An 18,229-nucleotide genomic window follows, 5' to 3' on the forward strand; every position below is an offset into this window, starting at 1 on the left:
CCTTATGACTGGCAATTTGAGCCCCTTAAGTTCGTATTAAGGGGCTTTGTTGGTTATTGCGCTGCCTTTTTCAGCTTTTCAACTTGCTCAACGGTAACAGGGGTACTTTGTCCTCCCCATTCGGCTCGCGCCCATGAAATTAAATCGGCTATCTCTTGTGATGTTAAATCATCTGCAAAACTTGGCATGGCGTACATACGTTGGCCATTAGGGAACGTTGTTGTCGGGATACCGGTTAATACCACACTTATAAAAGTCTCGGGGCTATCCATTGCTAAAATAGCGTTACCTTTTAAGGCTGGAATGCCATTAGGAACGCCTTCCCCTGTGATGCCGTGACAGCCTGCGCAGGTCGACATATACATCAGATGCCCTTGCTCCATAGTCCCTGCGGTATCAGCCATTTGTTGGCTATTAGCTTCGGGAAGTGGAGCTGGCGGCTCTTTTTTGCCAAGTACTTTTCCTTGTTTATCGGTCATTAAATAAATAGCCATATCATCGACATCACTTTTTTTCATCTGACTAGTGGAAAAGTGTGTGACAGTGCTCATATCTGCAAAAGCAGAGCCTTGTGGTGCGTTACCTGTGAGTAAAAATTGGCTTAGTGAGGCAGTATCATAACCATGCTTAGACAGTGCTGCGGCAGTAATATTAGGAATTGCCAAACCTGCTTCCTCTCCACCTTGAAGTGAACGTGAAAACTCTACGCCCATCATAAGGTTACGTGGTGAATGACAGGCGCCACAGTGAGCTAACCCTTCGACAAGATAAGCGCCGCGGTTCCATTCGGCAGAACGTTGCGGGTCATGTGGTGCATTTCGTTTCGGGAAGTTCAGTAGTGTCCAAAAGTTCATAAACGGACGAACTGGGAGGACAAAAACCCCTGTATTTTCTTTGTTTGGCACCGCCATGGGAGGAAGTGACATCACATAAGCATATAAGGCATCAATATCTTCTGATGTTGTCATATGTGTAAAGACAAAAGGCATCGCAGGATAGAGGTTCCCTCTTTCTTTGCCAATACCGTCTTTTAATGCTCGATGGAAATCGGCACGCGTATAGTTACCGATGCCGAATTGTTTGTCGGGGGTGATATTGGTGGAATAAATGGTCCCAAATGGCGTTTCAATGGCTCGTCCTCCTGCCGCTAGCGGCCCCTCAGGCAAAGAATGACAACCAAAACAGTCTCCTGCTGTTGCCAATTCTTGGCCTCTAGGCAGTAATTTTGCGATTTCTTCTGAGGTCAGTGGTTTATCGATATTAGTTGCGATACTTGAGGTTCGAAATGCACCGAATAGGATAGCAAGAATAAGCGCTATGAATATTACGATGATGATATAGAACGTTTTACGTATGGAGCTAGATTTAGTCATTGTCTTTCCCCTTAGTCTATTACACAGCCGGGGGTGTCGAGAGCAACTTTTCTCACCGCTTCATAATAACGTACATAGCCGGTACAACGGCAAATATGTTCGTTGAGAGCTTCTTCTATTGCATGTTCTAGCTCTGCGCGTTTAATTGGGTGTTTCTTGAGCTTATCAAGAAATACCGTCGCGCCAGTGACAAAACCAGGGGCACAATACCCACATTGGAAAGAGAAGTTTTCGATAAAGGCTTGCTGGATTGGTGTTAATTCAATGACGTTGCCTTGTTCATCAAGTTTAGCTTGCCCCTCGATGGTGACAATATTTTTATGATTAAAGTAATGAGCACCAAAGATGCAGGTGCGGCTTTCAATCGTTGAGCCATCGGGTTGAATTTCCATGATGGTGCAAGCGTGGCAGATCCCTTGCCCACAGCCGAAGTGAGTACCAGTGAGGTCTAAATATTCATGTAAAAATTCAATCATTGGCATACCAACAGGGACATCAATAGGACCAATTTTTTTGCCGTTAATGGTCAGTGTTAATGGCTTGCGCTCAATAATCGGAACGGCATTTTTGATATTCATGAGAGGGCCTTTTTAATTTTATCAACCGTAATCGGGAATTCGTAGAAACGCTTGCCTGTAGCGTGGGTTAATGCATTACTAGTCGCTGGTAAGATGGGGATCATTCCAAGTTCAGCCATACCTTTTGGTGGTGAGGTCTCAGAAAGGGGCGGTAAGTAATCAATGGTTTGCTGCCATACGGCGACATCTTTAGCTCGAGGCAGAACATAGCGGTTAAAATTCCATGTTCCATTACCGGGGCCATCTTCATATAACGGGAGCTCTTCCATTAATGCGTGACCAATCCCCATTGCGGTGCCACCTTGGATTTGCCCAGATACTAATTCAGGTACAATCATAGTGCCGGGGTCCATAATCATATGGTGACGCATGATCTCGACTTCGCCAGTCATGGTATTGACATTGAGCTCAACTAAACAGGATGCGGGCGTCACTGTAGTCGGGTCGGCTTTTGCGCGCTGTGTCGGCGGGTAGTAGGCAATATTACGTTTAATGAAATGATAACCGCCTGTTGTCATTTGTTTTTTCAATTTTTGTGATGCACCATCACCATAACGTACAGATATCGCATCAAGAGGGAGGTTTTTTAAGCCAACAGTAGGAATATCAAATTCTGCACGAGCCCATTGCCAGCTTGAGTATCCATGTACGGCGACGCCTGTAATTAACCCCATTTCATGGGCTCTTTTTGCAAGTTTGTCGAAGGGAATTGGTTTCATGCCTCCGCCGCCAATACCTTCAGGCCCTACTCGGATATCTGCGAATTCGACATTTAAGCCATTGAAAGCTCCACCACCAGGACCTTCACTCCAAATACTTTTTGCGGCAGGCCAGAGTGTGTTTTCCAATAGAAAATGCCCGGCTTGGCGAGTACCGAAACCAATGTAGTAAACGCCACTAGATGAGCTCATATCAGGGATAAGAGCGGGCGTCCAATAAGGATCAGTTTTAGATAACTCATCTTGTTTTTTCTGGTCTGCCCAACTGGTTTTAAGGGGTAACTCCTCAAATTCAGTGACGCCAAACTCGACAACATCAGGGGCTTTACTCAGCGCCTGCCATACCATCACTTGTTGTGCGGTTGTGCCGCCAGTACCAATTTCTTGCATACAATGGCGCATGGTGAGTTTGCCATTGGCGTCAAATTCTAGGGAGAGGATAGTAGGAACGCCACTTGAGCCGTAAACTTGTTGTACTTGAGCAAAACCAACACCGTAGAGTTTCCCCGGGTTTTTTGCTTCATATTCTGCTTTATTTTTATTACGTTCGACCCAAATTGGGTGGTTTTCTGCTAGGTTTAACATTTCTACATTGCGAGGATCGCCTGCAATAACACCACCTTGAGTATTTGGATAACCTTCTAAAATAGCGTTACGGCGGCGTAACTCGATAGGGTCAATGTTAAGATCATGGGCGATTTCATCGACCATTAACTCGGTGACCGCCATAGATTGTAATGACCCAAAACCACGCATAGAGCCGGCTTCAACTGCAGGGGTCGCCATTGCTAAGGCTGTTAAGTCCGATTTAGGGAAATAATAAATCGATTGGGCTCCACGGACAGCAACGTGAGATACGGCAACGGAAAGGTTTTCACGACCTCCGCCATTACAGTTATAAGTACCTTTTAATACATCAAATTTACCCGTTTTTTTATCACCCACAATGGTGACATCCATTTCAATGGAATGGCGTTTCATCCCCATTTGAAATTGTTCATAGCGGTCGTTTGCCATACGTACTGGTAGCCCATCGGCATAGAAACTTGCCACCATAGAATAGAACGGGAAAACCGAATAGTCTTTTGAGCCATAACCTACCGTAGAGCCAGTTAATAGCACAATATTCTCGACTGAAAAGTGTTTATTGTTTTTAGATAACTCTGCTGCTGCATTTACTACACCAGCAGGTGATTGTGTCGCGGTTAAAATATGCAGTGTTTTGGTTTGTGCATCATACCAAGTGTTACAGTTATCTGGCTCCATAGCACAGGGGTCGATAGACTGAGAAAAACCGTGGCGTTCAATGACAAATTTATTGGGGTCCTGTTTTGCAGCTTCGACCTCTTGCTCAATTTGCCGTGCGTAATCCATGGCTTTTTCTTGTTTATCGGGGTGTTTTTCTGCTTGGTGTAAGGCTTGAATAAAACCACCCCCGCGATCTTTTCGAATGACAGGTGGAATGGTTAGTGCATGTTTAGGGTCATAAGGGGGCCAAATGGGGGTATTACCATCAAAACCGCCTTTAATTCCTGAATCTTGGTAAGGAGAAAAAATGGAAGGGGAAAGTGGTGTTTCACCCCCAATGCGAACGTAACGGGCTGCTCCATAGTTAGCTGGCGGTTTGGGGCCGGTGACGGCACCGTATTTTACCGTGTTCGTTGCAAACCGTAGCATTCGTTGTGCAGCACTAAAATGATCAAAATCCTGATAAATTAAGATGGCAACAGGGTGGCCGATAATAGGGGGCGTCTCACCAAGAGGGACTAAAATATTGGTGCCATAGAACCCTTTTCCCATACTAGTATCTTGAGGAATATTTAAACCATCTCGTATAAGGTCTTCTTGCAAAACAATTTTATCGGGTTGTAGATTTGGCCCTAGCATTGAAATGTCGATGCCTTCAAAGGTTTTATTCGCTTCTGTTGCTTTTAACATAAAGGCATAACTTTGTTTTTTAGGCCAGCCAGGAATATCTTTTGCTCGGTAATCGCGTGCAAAGTTTTTGCGTCCTGTTACCTTCTCCACACCGTCCCAACGAAAACGAGCTTTACCATTTTGACCGATCCAATCTGTTGGGGGAGAATCTGAATCAAGCTCCATTGCACTAGCAAAAGGTAATTTACCGACCATAACAGCAATACCTGCAATGGTTCCGAGTTTGATAAAATTGCGTCTAGAAATTTGTCCCGACATTTAGTGCTCCCTGATTATATTCTTAGGAGATTTTATTAGTGATGGAGATAAATAATTCATCTTAATTGTTAATAGTAATATTATTTTGTTTCGATGATATCTATTCTAAAATTGATGATTAATATCAGATTGCTCAGTAAGTTAGATAAGAAATTATGTAAATAGTAAGGTTATCTATAGAGGTATATCAAGAATGAGTAAAGGGATTTATTCAAGAAAGTGAATAATATTGTTAGAGTCATCTTAATATGACAGTATTGAATAAAGTCACTGAGTTTTATCAGGGTATGATTTAATTAAATCAAATGAAATATTATTAATAAATACATAAAATCAACATGTATTTAATGATATAGAATCAGTTGTTATGCGCTGATTTGGTGGCGAACTATCGAGCTTGTTAATATTGCTACAAGCTCGATAGCTGCTTTTTAGTTGTTACTGACGTAATGCTTTAATTTTATCTGGGGTGACATCTGCGGGTTGTCCCCCCCATTGGACCCGAAGGAAATTTACCAAATCACTGATTTGCTCATCTGTAAGTTGGCCTGCAAATCCAGGCATACTTTGCATGTTTTGGTTATTTGGGAATGGTTGTTCAGGTAAACCATCCAAAATGGTATTAATTAAATTAGTACTATCTACATCACGAAGCGTTGAATTACCTTTTAGCGCAACAGCGACATTAGGTTTTCCTTCTCCATCGTATGAATGGCAGCCAGAGCAAGTTTCCAAGTAAATTTGGTGGCCCTGTGGAGAACCCTCACCTATATTTAATGGTGAAGTTGCGGGGGGGTTGTCGCCCATTAAATAGGTCGCAATGGCTTTGTTATCTTCAGGTGTGAGATGTTGTGAGCTAAGATAAATCACCGGGTGCATATCACTGAAAGCAGACCCTTGCGGAGCGATACCGGTCATAAAAAATTGTTGCAAGTCCTTTGTTGTCCAACCGCGAGCTGCGAGAGCTTCAGGTGTAATATCTGGCGCCATAAAACGGCCTAAAGACCCACCTTTCATAAAGTTATCTAAATCCATTTCACCAAGTTTTCCTCTTGGAGTATGACATTCAGCGCAGTGCTCTAACACATTGACTAAATACTTTCCTCGCAACCATTCAGGAGAGCTACCTTGTGAACTATTTGGTAGGGGCTTATCGTTAAAAAACAATAAATTCCAGCCAATCATTGCCATACGTTGGTTTAGTGGAAAGGGCAGTTCGTTCTCAGGAGGAGCGACATCGACAGCAGGTTGGCTCATGAGGTAGCTGTAAATAGCATCAGAATCTTCACGCGTTATTCCTTTATAAGAGGTATAAGGCATGGCCGGATAAAGGTGCTTGCTAGGGGGAGAAATACCCTGAGTCAAAGCGGTATAGAACTCGTCTTTTGTCCAACGACCAATACCGAAATCAGCGGATGGCGTTAAGTTACTGCTGTAAATTGTCCCGAATGGCGTATCCAGAGGGAAACCGCCTGCCAGTGGTGCGCCATTGGCACTTGTATGGCATGCAGCGCAGTCACTCGCAAGGGTAAGGTAATGGCCTCGTTCGATTTCTTGTGCTGTCGCGGTAACTTTTTGCACTGGGCCATCTAATGTACGGCTTTCGTACCAATACAGCACAGCCCAAACGATAACAATGATGGCTATAAGCCATAATAGAATGCGTTTAATCATTTTATGGCCTCCTTGAGTAACCCTGGAGTACTGAGGACCACATCGCGTACGGCTTCGTAATAACGCACATAACCGGTACAGCGGCAGATATGATTATTAAGGGCTTGTTTAATCGCTTCTTCTAAATCTTCTTCGGCAATTGGGTTTTTCTGCAGTTGCTCAATAAAAATAGTTGCAGCATTAACAAAGCCGGGGGTGCAATAACCGCATTGAAAACTAAAGTGTTCAACAAAAGCTTGTTGCACTGGGGATAAAGTAATGTCGCCGTTTTCTTCTTTAGTTGCAGCGCCTTCAATTGTGCGAATACTTTTATTATTAAAAAAATGAGCCCCTGTGATGCAGGTTCGTATTTCTTCACTTGTACCGGATGGGTTGTCTAATATCACGACACAAGCGTGACAAATACCTTGCCCACAGCCGAGCCTTGAGCCCGTTAGGTCTAGGTATTCATGTAAGAAATCAATCATCATTAGGCCAGCAGGGACATCTATCGGTCCATAGGATTGGCCATTGATAGTTAGGGTGAGAGGAAGGAAATTTATGCTCATGATATTACCTCTATGATGTCTTCAGGGCGAACTGGCAGGCGCAGGAAGTGATGTCCTGTTGCGTCAGCAATGGCGTTAACGATGGATGAAACGACAGGGATCATTACGACCTCTGCGACACCTTTAGGGGGATCTGTTTCTGAAAGCCCCGGTAGGATTTCATTTGTCTGCTTCCAGACGGCAACATCACTGGCTAACGGCATATGATAACGGTTGAAATTCCATGTTCCGTTACCCGGTCCATCTTCATAGAGAGGTAAATATTCGTGTAATGCGTGGCCTATCCCCATCGCGAGTCCACCTTGGATCTGCCCTGAGACAAGCTGAGGTACAATAAGGTTGCCACATTCAACAACAGTATGATGATCTAGAAGTTCAACATGCCCCGTTGCCTTATCAATTGAGAGCTCAGAAAGTGTAGCAACAGCACTGTAGTAGGTGACACCTGCATTATTACGTTGTGTGTCAGGATAATAGGCTTTTTCACGATGCCAAACTTGGTAATCTTGATCTGCAAAGCGTAAAGAAAGACCATCAATGTATAAACGACGTGTCTCACCATTAATTTTGAAGTCAGCTTCAGCCCATTGCCAGCGGTTAAATACGTGGCAAACGGCGCCTGTAACCCCACCCATTTGGAAAGTTCGTTCAACTAAGCGAGATAAACTCAGTACTTCTAATCCATTAGCGGTTAAGCCATTTTCAACCCAACGCGCATCTTCACGTCGAACAACGAGAGGAGCGGCTTGTCCATTACCAATACCTTCTTGCCAAATAGACATCGCAGCAGGCCATAAACCATATTCGAATATTAATCGAGCGGCTTCATTCGTACTTTGAGTGAAGTAATAAGCGGAATTACTCGCACTTGCTGGTGAACAATAATTAGGTGTCCAAAGAGGGTTCTGTGCTAAGCGTTCCTGTTCTTCTTGTGACATAGCGAATGGATTACCACTCGAAACCATCGGTAATACAGACCAATCAACGACAGAAAAATGAGCTTCTTCTGCAGGTTTACCTAGCCATTTAGCGCAAACCACCGACTGAGAGGTTGACATACCTGTGCCAATTTCCGCTCCACTGTGATAGATAGCAATTTTACCTTCAGGAGTTAGCTCGACGCGGGCAAATGAAGATTCAGCTCCTGTACCAAAGTCTTTTTGTACGCATGAAATACCTGTGCCAAATAGTTTTCCACTATTTTTTGCTTCAAAGTCGGCTTTACGTTTGGCTCTTTCTAGCCACATGGGGTGCTCAGCGCAACGGGATAGCACTTCATCGGCACGAATTGCGCCGCCAGGGATAGCGCCTTGGGTATTTTTCATACCTGATTTAATCAGGTTTTTCATTCGAAACTCTATAGGGTCTGCATTCAGTAATTTTGCGGCTTCTTCCATCAACATATCGGTGGCAGCCATTGCTTGCAAAGTCCCATAGCCACGAGCTGAGCCAGCATCTACAGCCCTTGACGCAATCCCGACTGCTGAGAGATCACTACGAGGGACGTAGTAGATTGCTTGGGCGCCAGTTGCCCCGACCATAACAACCGAAGGGGTAAAGTTACAGCGCCCGCCACCATCGCCAATGAATGATGCAGAAAACGCTTCGATTTTGTGGGTTTTTTTATTAACGGCTAACGTGTAATCCATATCAAAAGCATGGCGTTTAATACTGGATTGAAATTGCTCATAGCGGTCATTGGCTAACCGAATTGGTACACCATCACCATAGAGTGTTGCCATAGCACCATAGTATGGAAATGGTGCATGGTCTTTGGAACCATAACCCACGGTAAAACAAGGATGTAAGAAAATTTGTTTAATCGGAAATTTTGATTTTGCCAACATCTCAGGTAGCGAAGCTGCGACTTCTTGAGGAGATTGAGTTGGAATAACTAAATGGAATGATTGGTTTTTTGCATCATACCAACCATTAGCATTATCTGGCTCAAGTGCTGCAGTATCAATAGATTGTGAGAAATAGTTACGTTTAATAATTAGCCAATCTTCAGGTGGGTTTTCTAACTGCTTGGCGAGTTCATCAGCATAAAACATGCCTTCTTCGTCCAGTTTTCCGCCTTCACGCCCTTCGGGCCAAACTGGTAGATGTTTTTTCATCCCGATAGGGGAAATTGGCATGTCTTTTAGACTAGAGTATACATCTGGTGAATAAGGCGTTTCTCCGCCAATTCTTACACCGCGGTAAGTTCCCCAAGGATTGCGTTCGAGAGGGCCAGTATAAGCGCCATATTGAATGATATCATCACGGAATTTTAGCGTTTCTTTCGCGAAGTTAAATCTAGCGAAGTCATGATAAATCAATAAAGCGACCGCTTGACCTAGATATGCGGGGGTTTTCCCTGTAGGTAACAACATGTCATCACCATAAAAGTCAGGGAAGGCGACACCATCTTTTTCTAAATCTGCTGCCGTCACAAGGCGATCAGGCATTAACCCATCTTTAAGACGACTGAGGTCAAAACCTTGATAGATTTTATCGGCTTGAGTAACTCGAAGTAGAAATGCATGACCCTGTTTTTTGGGCCAGTGAGGGATATCGCGAGCGCGTATATCTCGAGCAAATACTTTTTCTCCTTGAACTTTGGAAAAACCATCAATTCGAAATTTTATTTGCTTATCTATGGGATTCCAATCTGGAGATTGAAGGATTTTTTCCTCGAATAGCACGTCAAAGGCACGGCTATACAAAGGCGCTAAATAAACAGATATCCCAGCAATAACGGCACATTTTAGAAAGTGTCTGCGGGAGAGTTCGACATTGCTTTTGCTCATAATACACCCTTACACTTATTTTTACTGTATCAGTGTTTTTATTTTTATAATTGCATTGATATTTATTCTATATCCATTTAACTATTGTTCAACTACTAATAATTAGCAAATTAATGAAAACTAAAGCTTGTTATCTTATTGAATATACCTTATCTATGAGATACGCAATAAATATATATACACATAACGTAACCTATGAATATTGGCATTTTAATATTAGCAGCAGGAAAAAGTGAACGTTTTCAAAAGGCTGGAGGTAAAGGAAGTAAATTAAATCTCGTGCTTGATAAGCAAACAGTTTTTGAGAAAACTTTATATAATTCAATGGGTAGTGGGCTTCCGATTCATGTGGTTACTCGCCCAAATAATGTTGATGTTATTAATAATTGCTTACAGTTTAACATTTCATTTTCATTGTTAAATAGTGATGGGCTGGGTGATTCTATCGCATTAGGTGTTAAAGAAACATGGCACTTAGATGGGTGGTTGATTCATTTGGCGGATATGCCATATATAAATAGTGAGTTATTTGTATGTGTAGCTAATGAATTAAAATATCATTCATTAGTAAGACCTATATATCAGGGGTGCCCTGGTCATCCTGTGGGGATATCTGCTAAATACTATTTAGATTTAATTAGATTGACGGGGGATGAAGGTGCAAAATCGCTATTACACCATAATGTTGTTTATGAAATGGATATAAATGATAAAAATGTTATTAAGGACATTGACTATCCAAGTTTTGATAACAAATAGGGAGCAAATATGTTGCGTGAAGATGTTTCTGTTATCTCTCAAGCGGTTGTTTGGATAAAAGAAGGGCCTATCTGGCTATGTACCGTATTGAATACTTATGGCTCTTCACCTAGAAGCCCTGGTTCTCTTTTGGTTGCAAGAAGTGATGGTCAGTATTCAGGCTCGCTTTCTGGAGGTTGTATTGAGGAAGACTTTATTCAACGAATTAAACAGACTGAATATACGGATAGCAGCCAAGTCGTACGTTATGGGCGAGGTGGCATCGAAGCCAAAGTAAATTTACCCTGTGAGGGGAGTTTAGATGTTTTAATAGAATATTTACCAAATAATGAAAAATCACTTAATTATCTAATCGAAATTCAAAATGCATTATTGGGTTATTCTGCAATTATCAAAAAAGTGACATTGCCGCAGCCCGGAGTGATTAATACGGTAAAGGATATTGAGTTTTCAACACAGATAGAACGAGATGGTCACGATATTCAATTATACATTGCAGCTCCCCCAAAACTGATTATTGCTGGCATTTCAACAGTTGGCGCTTATTGTGCTAATTTTGCACTCACTTTAGGCTTTGAAGTGATTATTTGTGATCATAGAAATGATGAGTTATCACGTTTTTCGCAGCAAATTCCCTCTCAGATAGAAACTATACCTGTATTTCCTGCCCGTTATTTAGAAGAAAAGGGGTGTTCTCCTAATAGTGCAATAGTTTCATTAACTCATGACCCGCGGATCGATGATTTGACATTAATGGAAGCGGTAAATACAGATGCATTCTATATTGGTGCAATGGGCTCTGTAAGAACAAGCGCTCGTCGAAGAGAGCGTTTAGTTGAGACGGGCGGTATGTCAGTCGATGAAATTAAGCGTATTCATGCACCTATTGGTATTCCTATTGGGAGCAAAACCCCCCCTGAGATAGCATTAGCTATTATGGCGGATATTGTTGCTTATAAAAATGGGGTGAATTTGTCTAATCAGGTATGTGATAAGAAAAAGTTGATGACGACAGCTTAAATAGCATGTGATATTGAAAACTAAAGTTTCCTAACCATGGCTTGGATGAAAAAACAGTGAGCCTTTAATTTTAGGCCTCACTGTTTTTATTGATAGCGAGGTATACAGTTAAAGTATATTAGGACTGGGAAGCAATAACCATAATCTCAACAAGTACTTGGTCACGAGCCATATTAGCTTCAACCGCTGCACGCGCAGGGCTATTTTCTACAGGCATCCAATTTTCCCATGCTGCATTAAAGGCGGAAAAGTCTCTCGCCATATTTTTAATCCAAACTTGAGCAGATAAAATACGGGTTTTATCACTGTTGCTTGCTGCTAATAAAGCATCTATTTTCGCAAAAACTTCTTCAGTTTGTTGCGTAATATCGCCAGTTAAATCATTCGGTACCTGCCCTGATAAATAAACAATGCCTGCATGTTCAACACTATCAGCTAAGCGTGGTTTTGGGTTATTACGTTTAATGGGCATAGTTACCTCGTGAATCCAGTTAAAGAAATAGGTGATTTTTGTTCTGTAATAAGTTTAGTTAATATTTCTGCACTACCAGCAGCGAGTGTGAAACCTAAACTGCCGTGACCAATATTTAGCCACAAATTGTGGTATGCAGTTTTTCCTAAAATTGGGGGGCCTTTAGGTGTTGATGGACGTAAACCAAACCAACTTTCGGCGCTATCAACTTGTGGTAGCTCAGGAAAGGTTTTTTTTATGATTTTTTTGAGCGCTTTTATTCTATTTTCGCGTAAGCCAGCCGTGTCATATCCAATATCGACCATGGCAGCAATACGGAGTTGGTCATTAAGTTTGGCATAGACAATCTTATTTCCGTAATCAGTCACGTTAATTTTAGGTACTGTATTTTCTGTTTGTGGATATTTCACACTTAAGCTATACCCTTTAAGACCTAATATTGGCACATTAATTTTGAGCGACTTCAATAATTCACGACTGCCGTTACCTGCACAAACAATAAAATCATCGGCTTGAATTATTCCCTGGTGTGTCGCTACGCCTGTAATACGGTTATCTTGTTTAATGAAATATTGGACTGATTGCTGTAAACAAAGATTAAATTGCGGTTGAGTTTGCAAATATTGCAAGAGATTTTTACAGAACAAATAACAATCAGCACTTTCATCATCAGGGGCATAGATGGCACCGACTAATTGGGACTGTATATGTTTTAAAGAGGGTTCCAGTTCGATGATTTCAGCGGGTGTTAATGTTTTTTGGAATTGTTTATCGGCGGTTTCGCTGGCTTTTAGAAAGCTTTTCGAATCACGGTGGATAATCAGTTTGCCTGATTTTTCCCACGCAAAATCGCCTAAATCACCTTTTTGACGCCATAAATTCATCATATTTTGGCTTAATAATGATAAGCGTAAAAGATGGTCTCCATTGATTCTATTGGTTTTTCGGTTACAAGCTAATGTGAATTGTGCTAACCAAGACCATTGGTGCACAGACGGGGTTATCTTTAAATTTAAAGGCGAGTCGTTTTTCCCCATCCAACGCAAACCTTGTAAAGGCACACCAGCATCGGCGAGTGGGGACACATAGCGATAACTAAGCTGACCACCATTTGCAAAACTGGTGTGCATTCCAACATCTGTTTCAGACTCAATTAACGTGACAGTTTGCCCCGCTTTAATTAATGCATATGCGGTACTTAGTCCAATCACACCGGCACCGATAATCACCACATGTTTAGCCATAATATTCTATAACCAATAATCACTAAGGAGTTATTATTTAACGGTGAATAGGTTAACTAAACAATTGAGTTTTCATTACCAGAGTATAACTTTTGGTTAACTGTTTTATTCCTTTTTTCCAAAGTTAACGCCAATGTATTGACGTAATTTTGTGCCGCTTTCGTTAATGGTCTATCCGCGCGATGAAAGACGGAGACTGCGAGCTGTAAATCTTCTTTGAGAGGGTAAATCATTGATTCGGGTAAGGTATGCTCAGCTGAGAAAATATCGGTGATGCTACACCCCAACCCAGCTTGGACGAATTCAGCTGCCATATGATAAGTATGAACGCTAATGTTTGACTCTAAAAACTCATGGCGTTCTTGTAATAATTGAGCCAATGAATCTGAGCCAGGGTGTATCCAACGCTGTTGATCAATATCGATAAGAGAAACAGGTGAGTGTGATGGTGGTTTACTGTCTACATAGACCAACGGAATATTAGCAATCGGCAGCATTGTGATCCCACCTTCAATACTTAGGTTGAAGCCTATGCCAATATCTAAGTCTTGCTGAGTTAATAACTGCATAATATCTGTTGTGTGATGTGTTCCTATGGTCAGTTTAATATTGGGATGTTTTTTTATAAACAGAGCCGTTACTTCGGGAACGAGGTTTAACCCCAAGCTGGGGAGACACCCTACAGCAAGTTTACCTTGAGGGTTACGTGATAAGTTTTGTGCTAAAATTCTTAGCTTTTCTAAGTTGTGATAAACTTCTTTGGCTTCTTCAAACAGCAAATTGGCTTCATCAGTAGGGAGCAATTTCCCTCTTATCCGCTGAAATAACACTAGCCCAAGTTGTTGCTCTGCATGTTTTAAGGCTTTACTGGCTGCTGGTTGTGAAATATGTAAAACTTCTGCTGCACGAGTTAAAGACCCACAGGTCATGACTGCATAAAAAATATCAAGATGCCTTAATTTCATTGTATAAAACCTACTATTTTTCGCTATATCACTATGTTAGCGAAATCATTTAAATTAATCCGGATAAGTCATCACGTTGTTACGATGAATGTGAGCGATTACTCTATTTTTCGCTAATCAAGTTTTTCTTAGCGCAAAGGAACCAGTAAAGTTCAATAGTCTTTGAGGGGAAACGTGGGTAACTGAAAAGAAACAGAGAAGCGAGCCTATAGCTTTTTGTTATAGGCTCGCAAGTTATACTATCGTGTTAAGTAAAGTAAGTACCGATTTCAATAAAGATCTTAATTATGATGCTATTTGCAATATCAACAATAAAGGCTCCAACCATTGGAACAACTAAAAAGGCTTTATGTGATGGGCTAAAAGCTTTGGTAACTGTTTGCATATTGGCAATAGCTGTAGGGGTTGCCCCCATACCAAAGCCACAATGCCCTGCACTAATAACGACAGCATCATAATCTTTACCCATCATCTTAAAGGTAACAAAACAAGCGAATAGCACCATAACCATAGTTTGTACGGCAACGATGATTAAAACAGGCCCAGCCATACTCGCTAATTGACCAAATTTGAGTGACATTAATGCCATGGCTAAAAATAGTGATAATGCGACACTGCCTAATACATCAACGGTTGGCTCAAAAACCTCATGTTTAAATACATGGGTTAATACATTACGGATAATAATACCAACAAATAAACACCACACAAAAGTAGGTAAATGCAACACGGTATCTTTAAATAATTCACTGATATATCCACCAGCGACGATGCAGATAATTAACATCGAAATGGTCTCAATCACATTATTTGCATTAATTTTCCGCTTAACGCTAGGTTGTTCAAAAGCCTCAATAATTGTTTCTTTTTCAAGTTCAGTGGCTTTTGGAATAGTGACTTTTTTCAATAAGTGACGAGCAACAGGACCACCAATTAACCCACCTAAGACTAAACCGAGGGTAGCGCAAGCCATCGCTAATTCAACTGCACCTGTGACACCGTATTTATCAGCCAGTATTGGCCCCCAAGCTCCTGCATTACCATGCCCACCGGTTAACGTCACTGACCCCGCAATTAAACCAATAAATGGGCTTTCATTTAATAAAACCGCCATTCCCATTCCTACTGTATTTTGAATGGTAATCAAAATGGTTACTGCGATGGTTAATAAAACGAGAGGTTTCCCTCCTTTTATTAATCGAGAAAAATCTGAACTTAACCCAATTGATGAGAAGAAGGTGATCATTAGAATGCTTTGTAGTGAAGCATCGAAAGTAAATGAATAACCTACTGTTTTATCAACGATTAATAAAATTATGGCAACAATAAACCCACCGACAACGGCTTCAGGAATATGGTTTTTTTGAAGAAATGGTGTGTATTTAACGACAAACATACCAATCAATAGCGCCAAACAAGCGACTAATAAAGTGTAGCTGGCATCTAGGATCATTATTTTACCTCAAGTTAGTTTACCAGAACTTTCACTGTTGTTATTTAACATTAGCGACAAATTAAATTACTTTGCTTAACTTTTGTTTAACAATGAGTTTTGTTTGGGTATCTATAACTTTTAGTTAACCATGATCTATAACACTATTTAGATATTGTTTTTTTCGTCGTTGAGTATTTTTGTGAGAATATCACTAATTATTTGTTTTTATGGTTTTTTTTGTTTTTGTGCCGTTTTTATATCGTAATGATAATGGTGTAAATGAGGTGTTTTTTTATCTGAGAAAGGTAAAGAGATAATCGAAAGGAATGATAAGAAGTGTGATGTGTGACATAAAAGAAAACCGCCACTAGTAAGAAAACAAAATAGTAATCTGTATGAATAATATAAGGTTTGTATCAAAAAATTAGCATTTTAAATAGTGACAATACCGATTTTAAATTTATGGCTTAGAATTAAATAAATAACATTATTATTAACAAAAATCACAGTTTAATTTTGTTTGTATATTGTTATTTAGTGTTTTTCAGCATCTTTTTATTATTATCATAATAGGTTAATAATTTAACTATTTGTTTTTTAAAGCTAATAAGAGATTATTGACACTCATTTTTATTTTAAAGTCTTATTTTTCCTTAATATAGTGAGAATAAAATTTTTGCTATGATGTATTACTATAGCTTATGTAAATCAATGGGGAATGTAGTTTGATCAAGGCTTATAAGATTACTCGGTAGCCCACTTAGTTATGATGATTTTTATGGAGTGTTTTAAATGAAAAAAACTATTCGGCAAGTAACATTCGAATTATTACGTAAATTAGGTGTAACAACCGTTTTTGGTAATCCAGGCTCAACAGAAGAAACATTTTTAAAAGATTTCCCGAGTGATTTTCGTTACATCCAAACTTTACATGAGTCTTCGGCTGTTGCCGCAGCTGATGGTTATGCTCAAGGTATGCGTAAGGTTGCTATGGTGAATGTACATACATCAGCAGGTTTAAGTAATGCGATGAGTAATATATTAACCGCCTATATGAACCGGACACCATTGATTATTACTGCCGGCAACCAAACGAGAGAAATGTTATTAATGGAACCTTGGCTGACAAATATCGAACCCGAAACACTTCCGAAACCGTGGGTGAAATGGAGCTATCAGCCTGTACGTGCTGAAGATGTCCCTGCTGCATTTATGCGGGCTTATGCTATGGCGTTGCAACCACCCGCAGGGCCTGTGTTTTTATCAATTCCGCTGGATGACTGGGATAAAGAGACACAAATGACTATGCCAACTGTTCGTTCAGTTTCGGAGCGTATTGGTTATGATCCTCTTCGTTTACAGGAATTTGCAACTGCTTTATCTAACGCTGAAAACCCCGTTTTGATTTACGGTTCAGCAATTGCAAGGGGACAAGGGTGGGATGTGGCTATTCAATTGGCTGAAAAAATCAATGTACCAGTCTGGTCTGCTCCTGCATCCGAACGGCCTCCATTTCCTGAGGATCATCCTTTATATGCTGGTGGATTGCCTTTTGCGACAAAGCCATTATCAGAAAAACTGAAAGGTCATGATTTAGCTATTGTGGTCGGTGCACCCGTTTTTCGCTACTACCCTTATGTTGCGGGAAGCTATATCCCTGATGGTATGCGCTTATTGCATATTACAGATGACCCTATTGAGGCGGGGAGAGCCCCTGTTGGTGATAGTTTATTAAGTGATGCCGTTTTAGCGCTGGAAGGGTTGCATCAATTGGTGATGCCAAGAAAAATGGCTAAAACAGTGGTTAAGCAACCGCATGGTATGGCTCCTCATTCTACAGCAGAGACTCAGAACACTTCGGAAATATTAAGTGCCTCTCAGTTATTCCGCGCTCTGAGAGAGGTTTCCCCAGAAGATACTGTACTTGTTGAAGAATCCCCGTCTAACTTAGGCGAGTTACACCAAGAATGGCCGATAACGTTACCCGACTCTTTTTATACATTTGCGAGTGGTTCGTTAGGTTGGAATTTACCCGCGAGTGTTGGTATTGCACTAGCAGAGAGAGACAGTGGGCGGCATCGTCCTGTGATGGCAATTATTGGTGATGGTTCAATGCAATATTCTATTCAGGGTTTATGGAGCGCAGCTCAACATAATTTACCGATTGTTTTTGTGATACCTAAAAATAATGAGTATGCGATTTTAAAATCATTTGCGGTACTCGAGAAAACACCGGGGGTACCGGGGCTTGATATTCCAAACCTGGATATAGTTGCATTGGGTAAAGGATACGGTTGCAGCGCGGTAAGGGCTCAAACCGTTGATGAAGTCAAAAAAGCCTGCCAAGAAGCATTTAATCGTAATGGACCCACGGTGATTGAAGTTCCTATTTTACCGTCTATTCCTCCACTTATCTAATTAACAAAAATAGTCCCTAGAATGGGGCTATTTTTG

13 protein-coding genes are annotated in these 18,229 nt (G+C 41.0%); 3 read left to right on the top strand and 10 right to left on the bottom strand.

The window, feature by feature from the left end; all coding sequences use genetic code 11:
- Positions 1 to 53: 53 nt before the first annotated feature.
- From M1F14_RS08370 to M1F14_RS08395, 6 genes are all read right to left on the bottom strand, one after another.
- Positions 54 to 1,373, bottom strand: a complete 1,320-nt coding sequence (locus M1F14_RS08370; protein WP_129467142.1) for a cytochrome c — start codon at positions 1,371 to 1,373, stop codon at positions 54 to 56.
- Between the two features lie 11 nt (positions 1,374 to 1,384).
- Positions 1,385 to 1,951: a (2Fe-2S)-binding protein gene (locus M1F14_RS08375; protein WP_042848919.1), complete on the bottom strand. Its 567-nt coding sequence runs from the start codon at positions 1,949 to 1,951 to the stop codon at positions 1,385 to 1,387.
- Complete coding sequence (locus tag M1F14_RS08380; RefSeq protein WP_048608134.1) at positions 1,948 to 4,866, bottom strand: xanthine dehydrogenase family protein molybdopterin-binding subunit; 2,919 nt, start codon at positions 4,864 to 4,866, stop codon at positions 1,948 to 1,950. The genes M1F14_RS08375 and M1F14_RS08380 overlap by 4 nt, the downstream gene beginning before the upstream one ends.
- Positions 4,867 to 5,304: 438 nt before the next feature.
- Positions 5,305 to 6,540: a cytochrome c gene (locus tag M1F14_RS08385; RefSeq protein WP_042848917.1), complete on the bottom strand. Its 1,236-nt coding sequence runs from the start codon at positions 6,538 to 6,540 to the stop codon at positions 5,305 to 5,307.
- Positions 6,537 to 7,088, bottom strand: a complete 552-nt coding sequence (locus M1F14_RS08390; protein WP_129467145.1) for a (2Fe-2S)-binding protein — start codon at positions 7,086 to 7,088, stop codon at positions 6,537 to 6,539. The genes M1F14_RS08385 and M1F14_RS08390 overlap by 4 nt, the downstream gene beginning before the upstream one ends.
- Complete coding sequence (locus M1F14_RS08395; RefSeq protein ID WP_181468716.1) at positions 7,085 to 9,880, bottom strand: xanthine dehydrogenase family protein molybdopterin-binding subunit; 2,796 nt, start codon at positions 9,878 to 9,880, stop codon at positions 7,085 to 7,087. Before M1F14_RS08395 ends, M1F14_RS08390 begins: the two co-directional genes overlap by 4 nt.
- A gap of 195 nt (positions 9,881 to 10,075) precedes the next feature.
- On the opposite strand from M1F14_RS08395, the gene M1F14_RS08400 reads away from it, so the two are divergent.
- Entirely contained in the window at positions 10,076 to 10,639 is a 564-nt protein-coding gene (locus M1F14_RS08400) for an NTP transferase domain-containing protein (RefSeq protein ID WP_042848914.1), read from the top strand.
- A 9-nt stretch (positions 10,640 to 10,648) separates the two neighbouring features.
- Complete coding sequence (locus M1F14_RS08405) at positions 10,649 to 11,659, top strand: XdhC family protein (RefSeq protein ID WP_166687238.1); 1,011 nt, start codon at positions 10,649 to 10,651, stop codon at positions 11,657 to 11,659.
- A 118-nt stretch (positions 11,660 to 11,777) separates the two neighbouring features.
- On the opposite strand, the gene M1F14_RS08410 is transcribed toward M1F14_RS08405, so the two are convergent.
- From M1F14_RS08410 to gltS, 4 genes are all read right to left on the bottom strand, one after another.
- Entirely contained in the window at positions 11,778 to 12,131 is a 354-nt protein-coding gene (locus M1F14_RS08410) for a RidA family protein (protein WP_042848912.1), read from the bottom strand.
- Positions 12,132 to 12,133: 2 nt separating this feature from the next.
- Positions 12,134 to 13,375, bottom strand: coding sequence for a D-amino acid dehydrogenase (locus M1F14_RS08415; protein ID WP_042848911.1), 1,242 nt, complete (start codon positions 13,373 to 13,375; stop codon positions 12,134 to 12,136).
- A 56-nt stretch (positions 13,376 to 13,431) separates the two neighbouring features.
- Positions 13,432 to 14,340 carry a LysR family transcriptional regulator gene (locus M1F14_RS08420; RefSeq protein ID WP_129467147.1) on the bottom strand — a complete coding sequence of 303 codons (909 nt, stop codon included), beginning with the start codon at positions 14,338 to 14,340 and terminating at the stop codon, positions 13,432 to 13,434.
- A 247-nt stretch (positions 14,341 to 14,587) separates the two neighbouring features.
- Entirely contained in the window at positions 14,588 to 15,793 is a 1,206-nt protein-coding gene (gene gltS, locus M1F14_RS08425; protein WP_042848909.1) for a sodium/glutamate symporter, read from the bottom strand.
- Positions 15,794 to 16,567: 774 nt separating this feature from the next.
- Here gltS and mdlC point away from each other — a divergent pair.
- A complete protein-coding gene (mdlC, locus tag M1F14_RS08430; RefSeq protein ID WP_071548554.1) occupies positions 16,568 to 18,193 on the top strand; it encodes a benzoylformate decarboxylase in 1,626 nt (541 codons plus the stop codon).
- The last annotated feature ends 36 nt before the right edge of the window (positions 18,194 to 18,229 follow it).

Origin of the sequence: Providencia sp. PROV003 (assembly GCF_045040775.1) — a bacterium.
Taxonomy (GTDB): domain Bacteria; phylum Pseudomonadota; class Gammaproteobacteria; order Enterobacterales; family Enterobacteriaceae; genus Providencia; species Providencia huashanensis.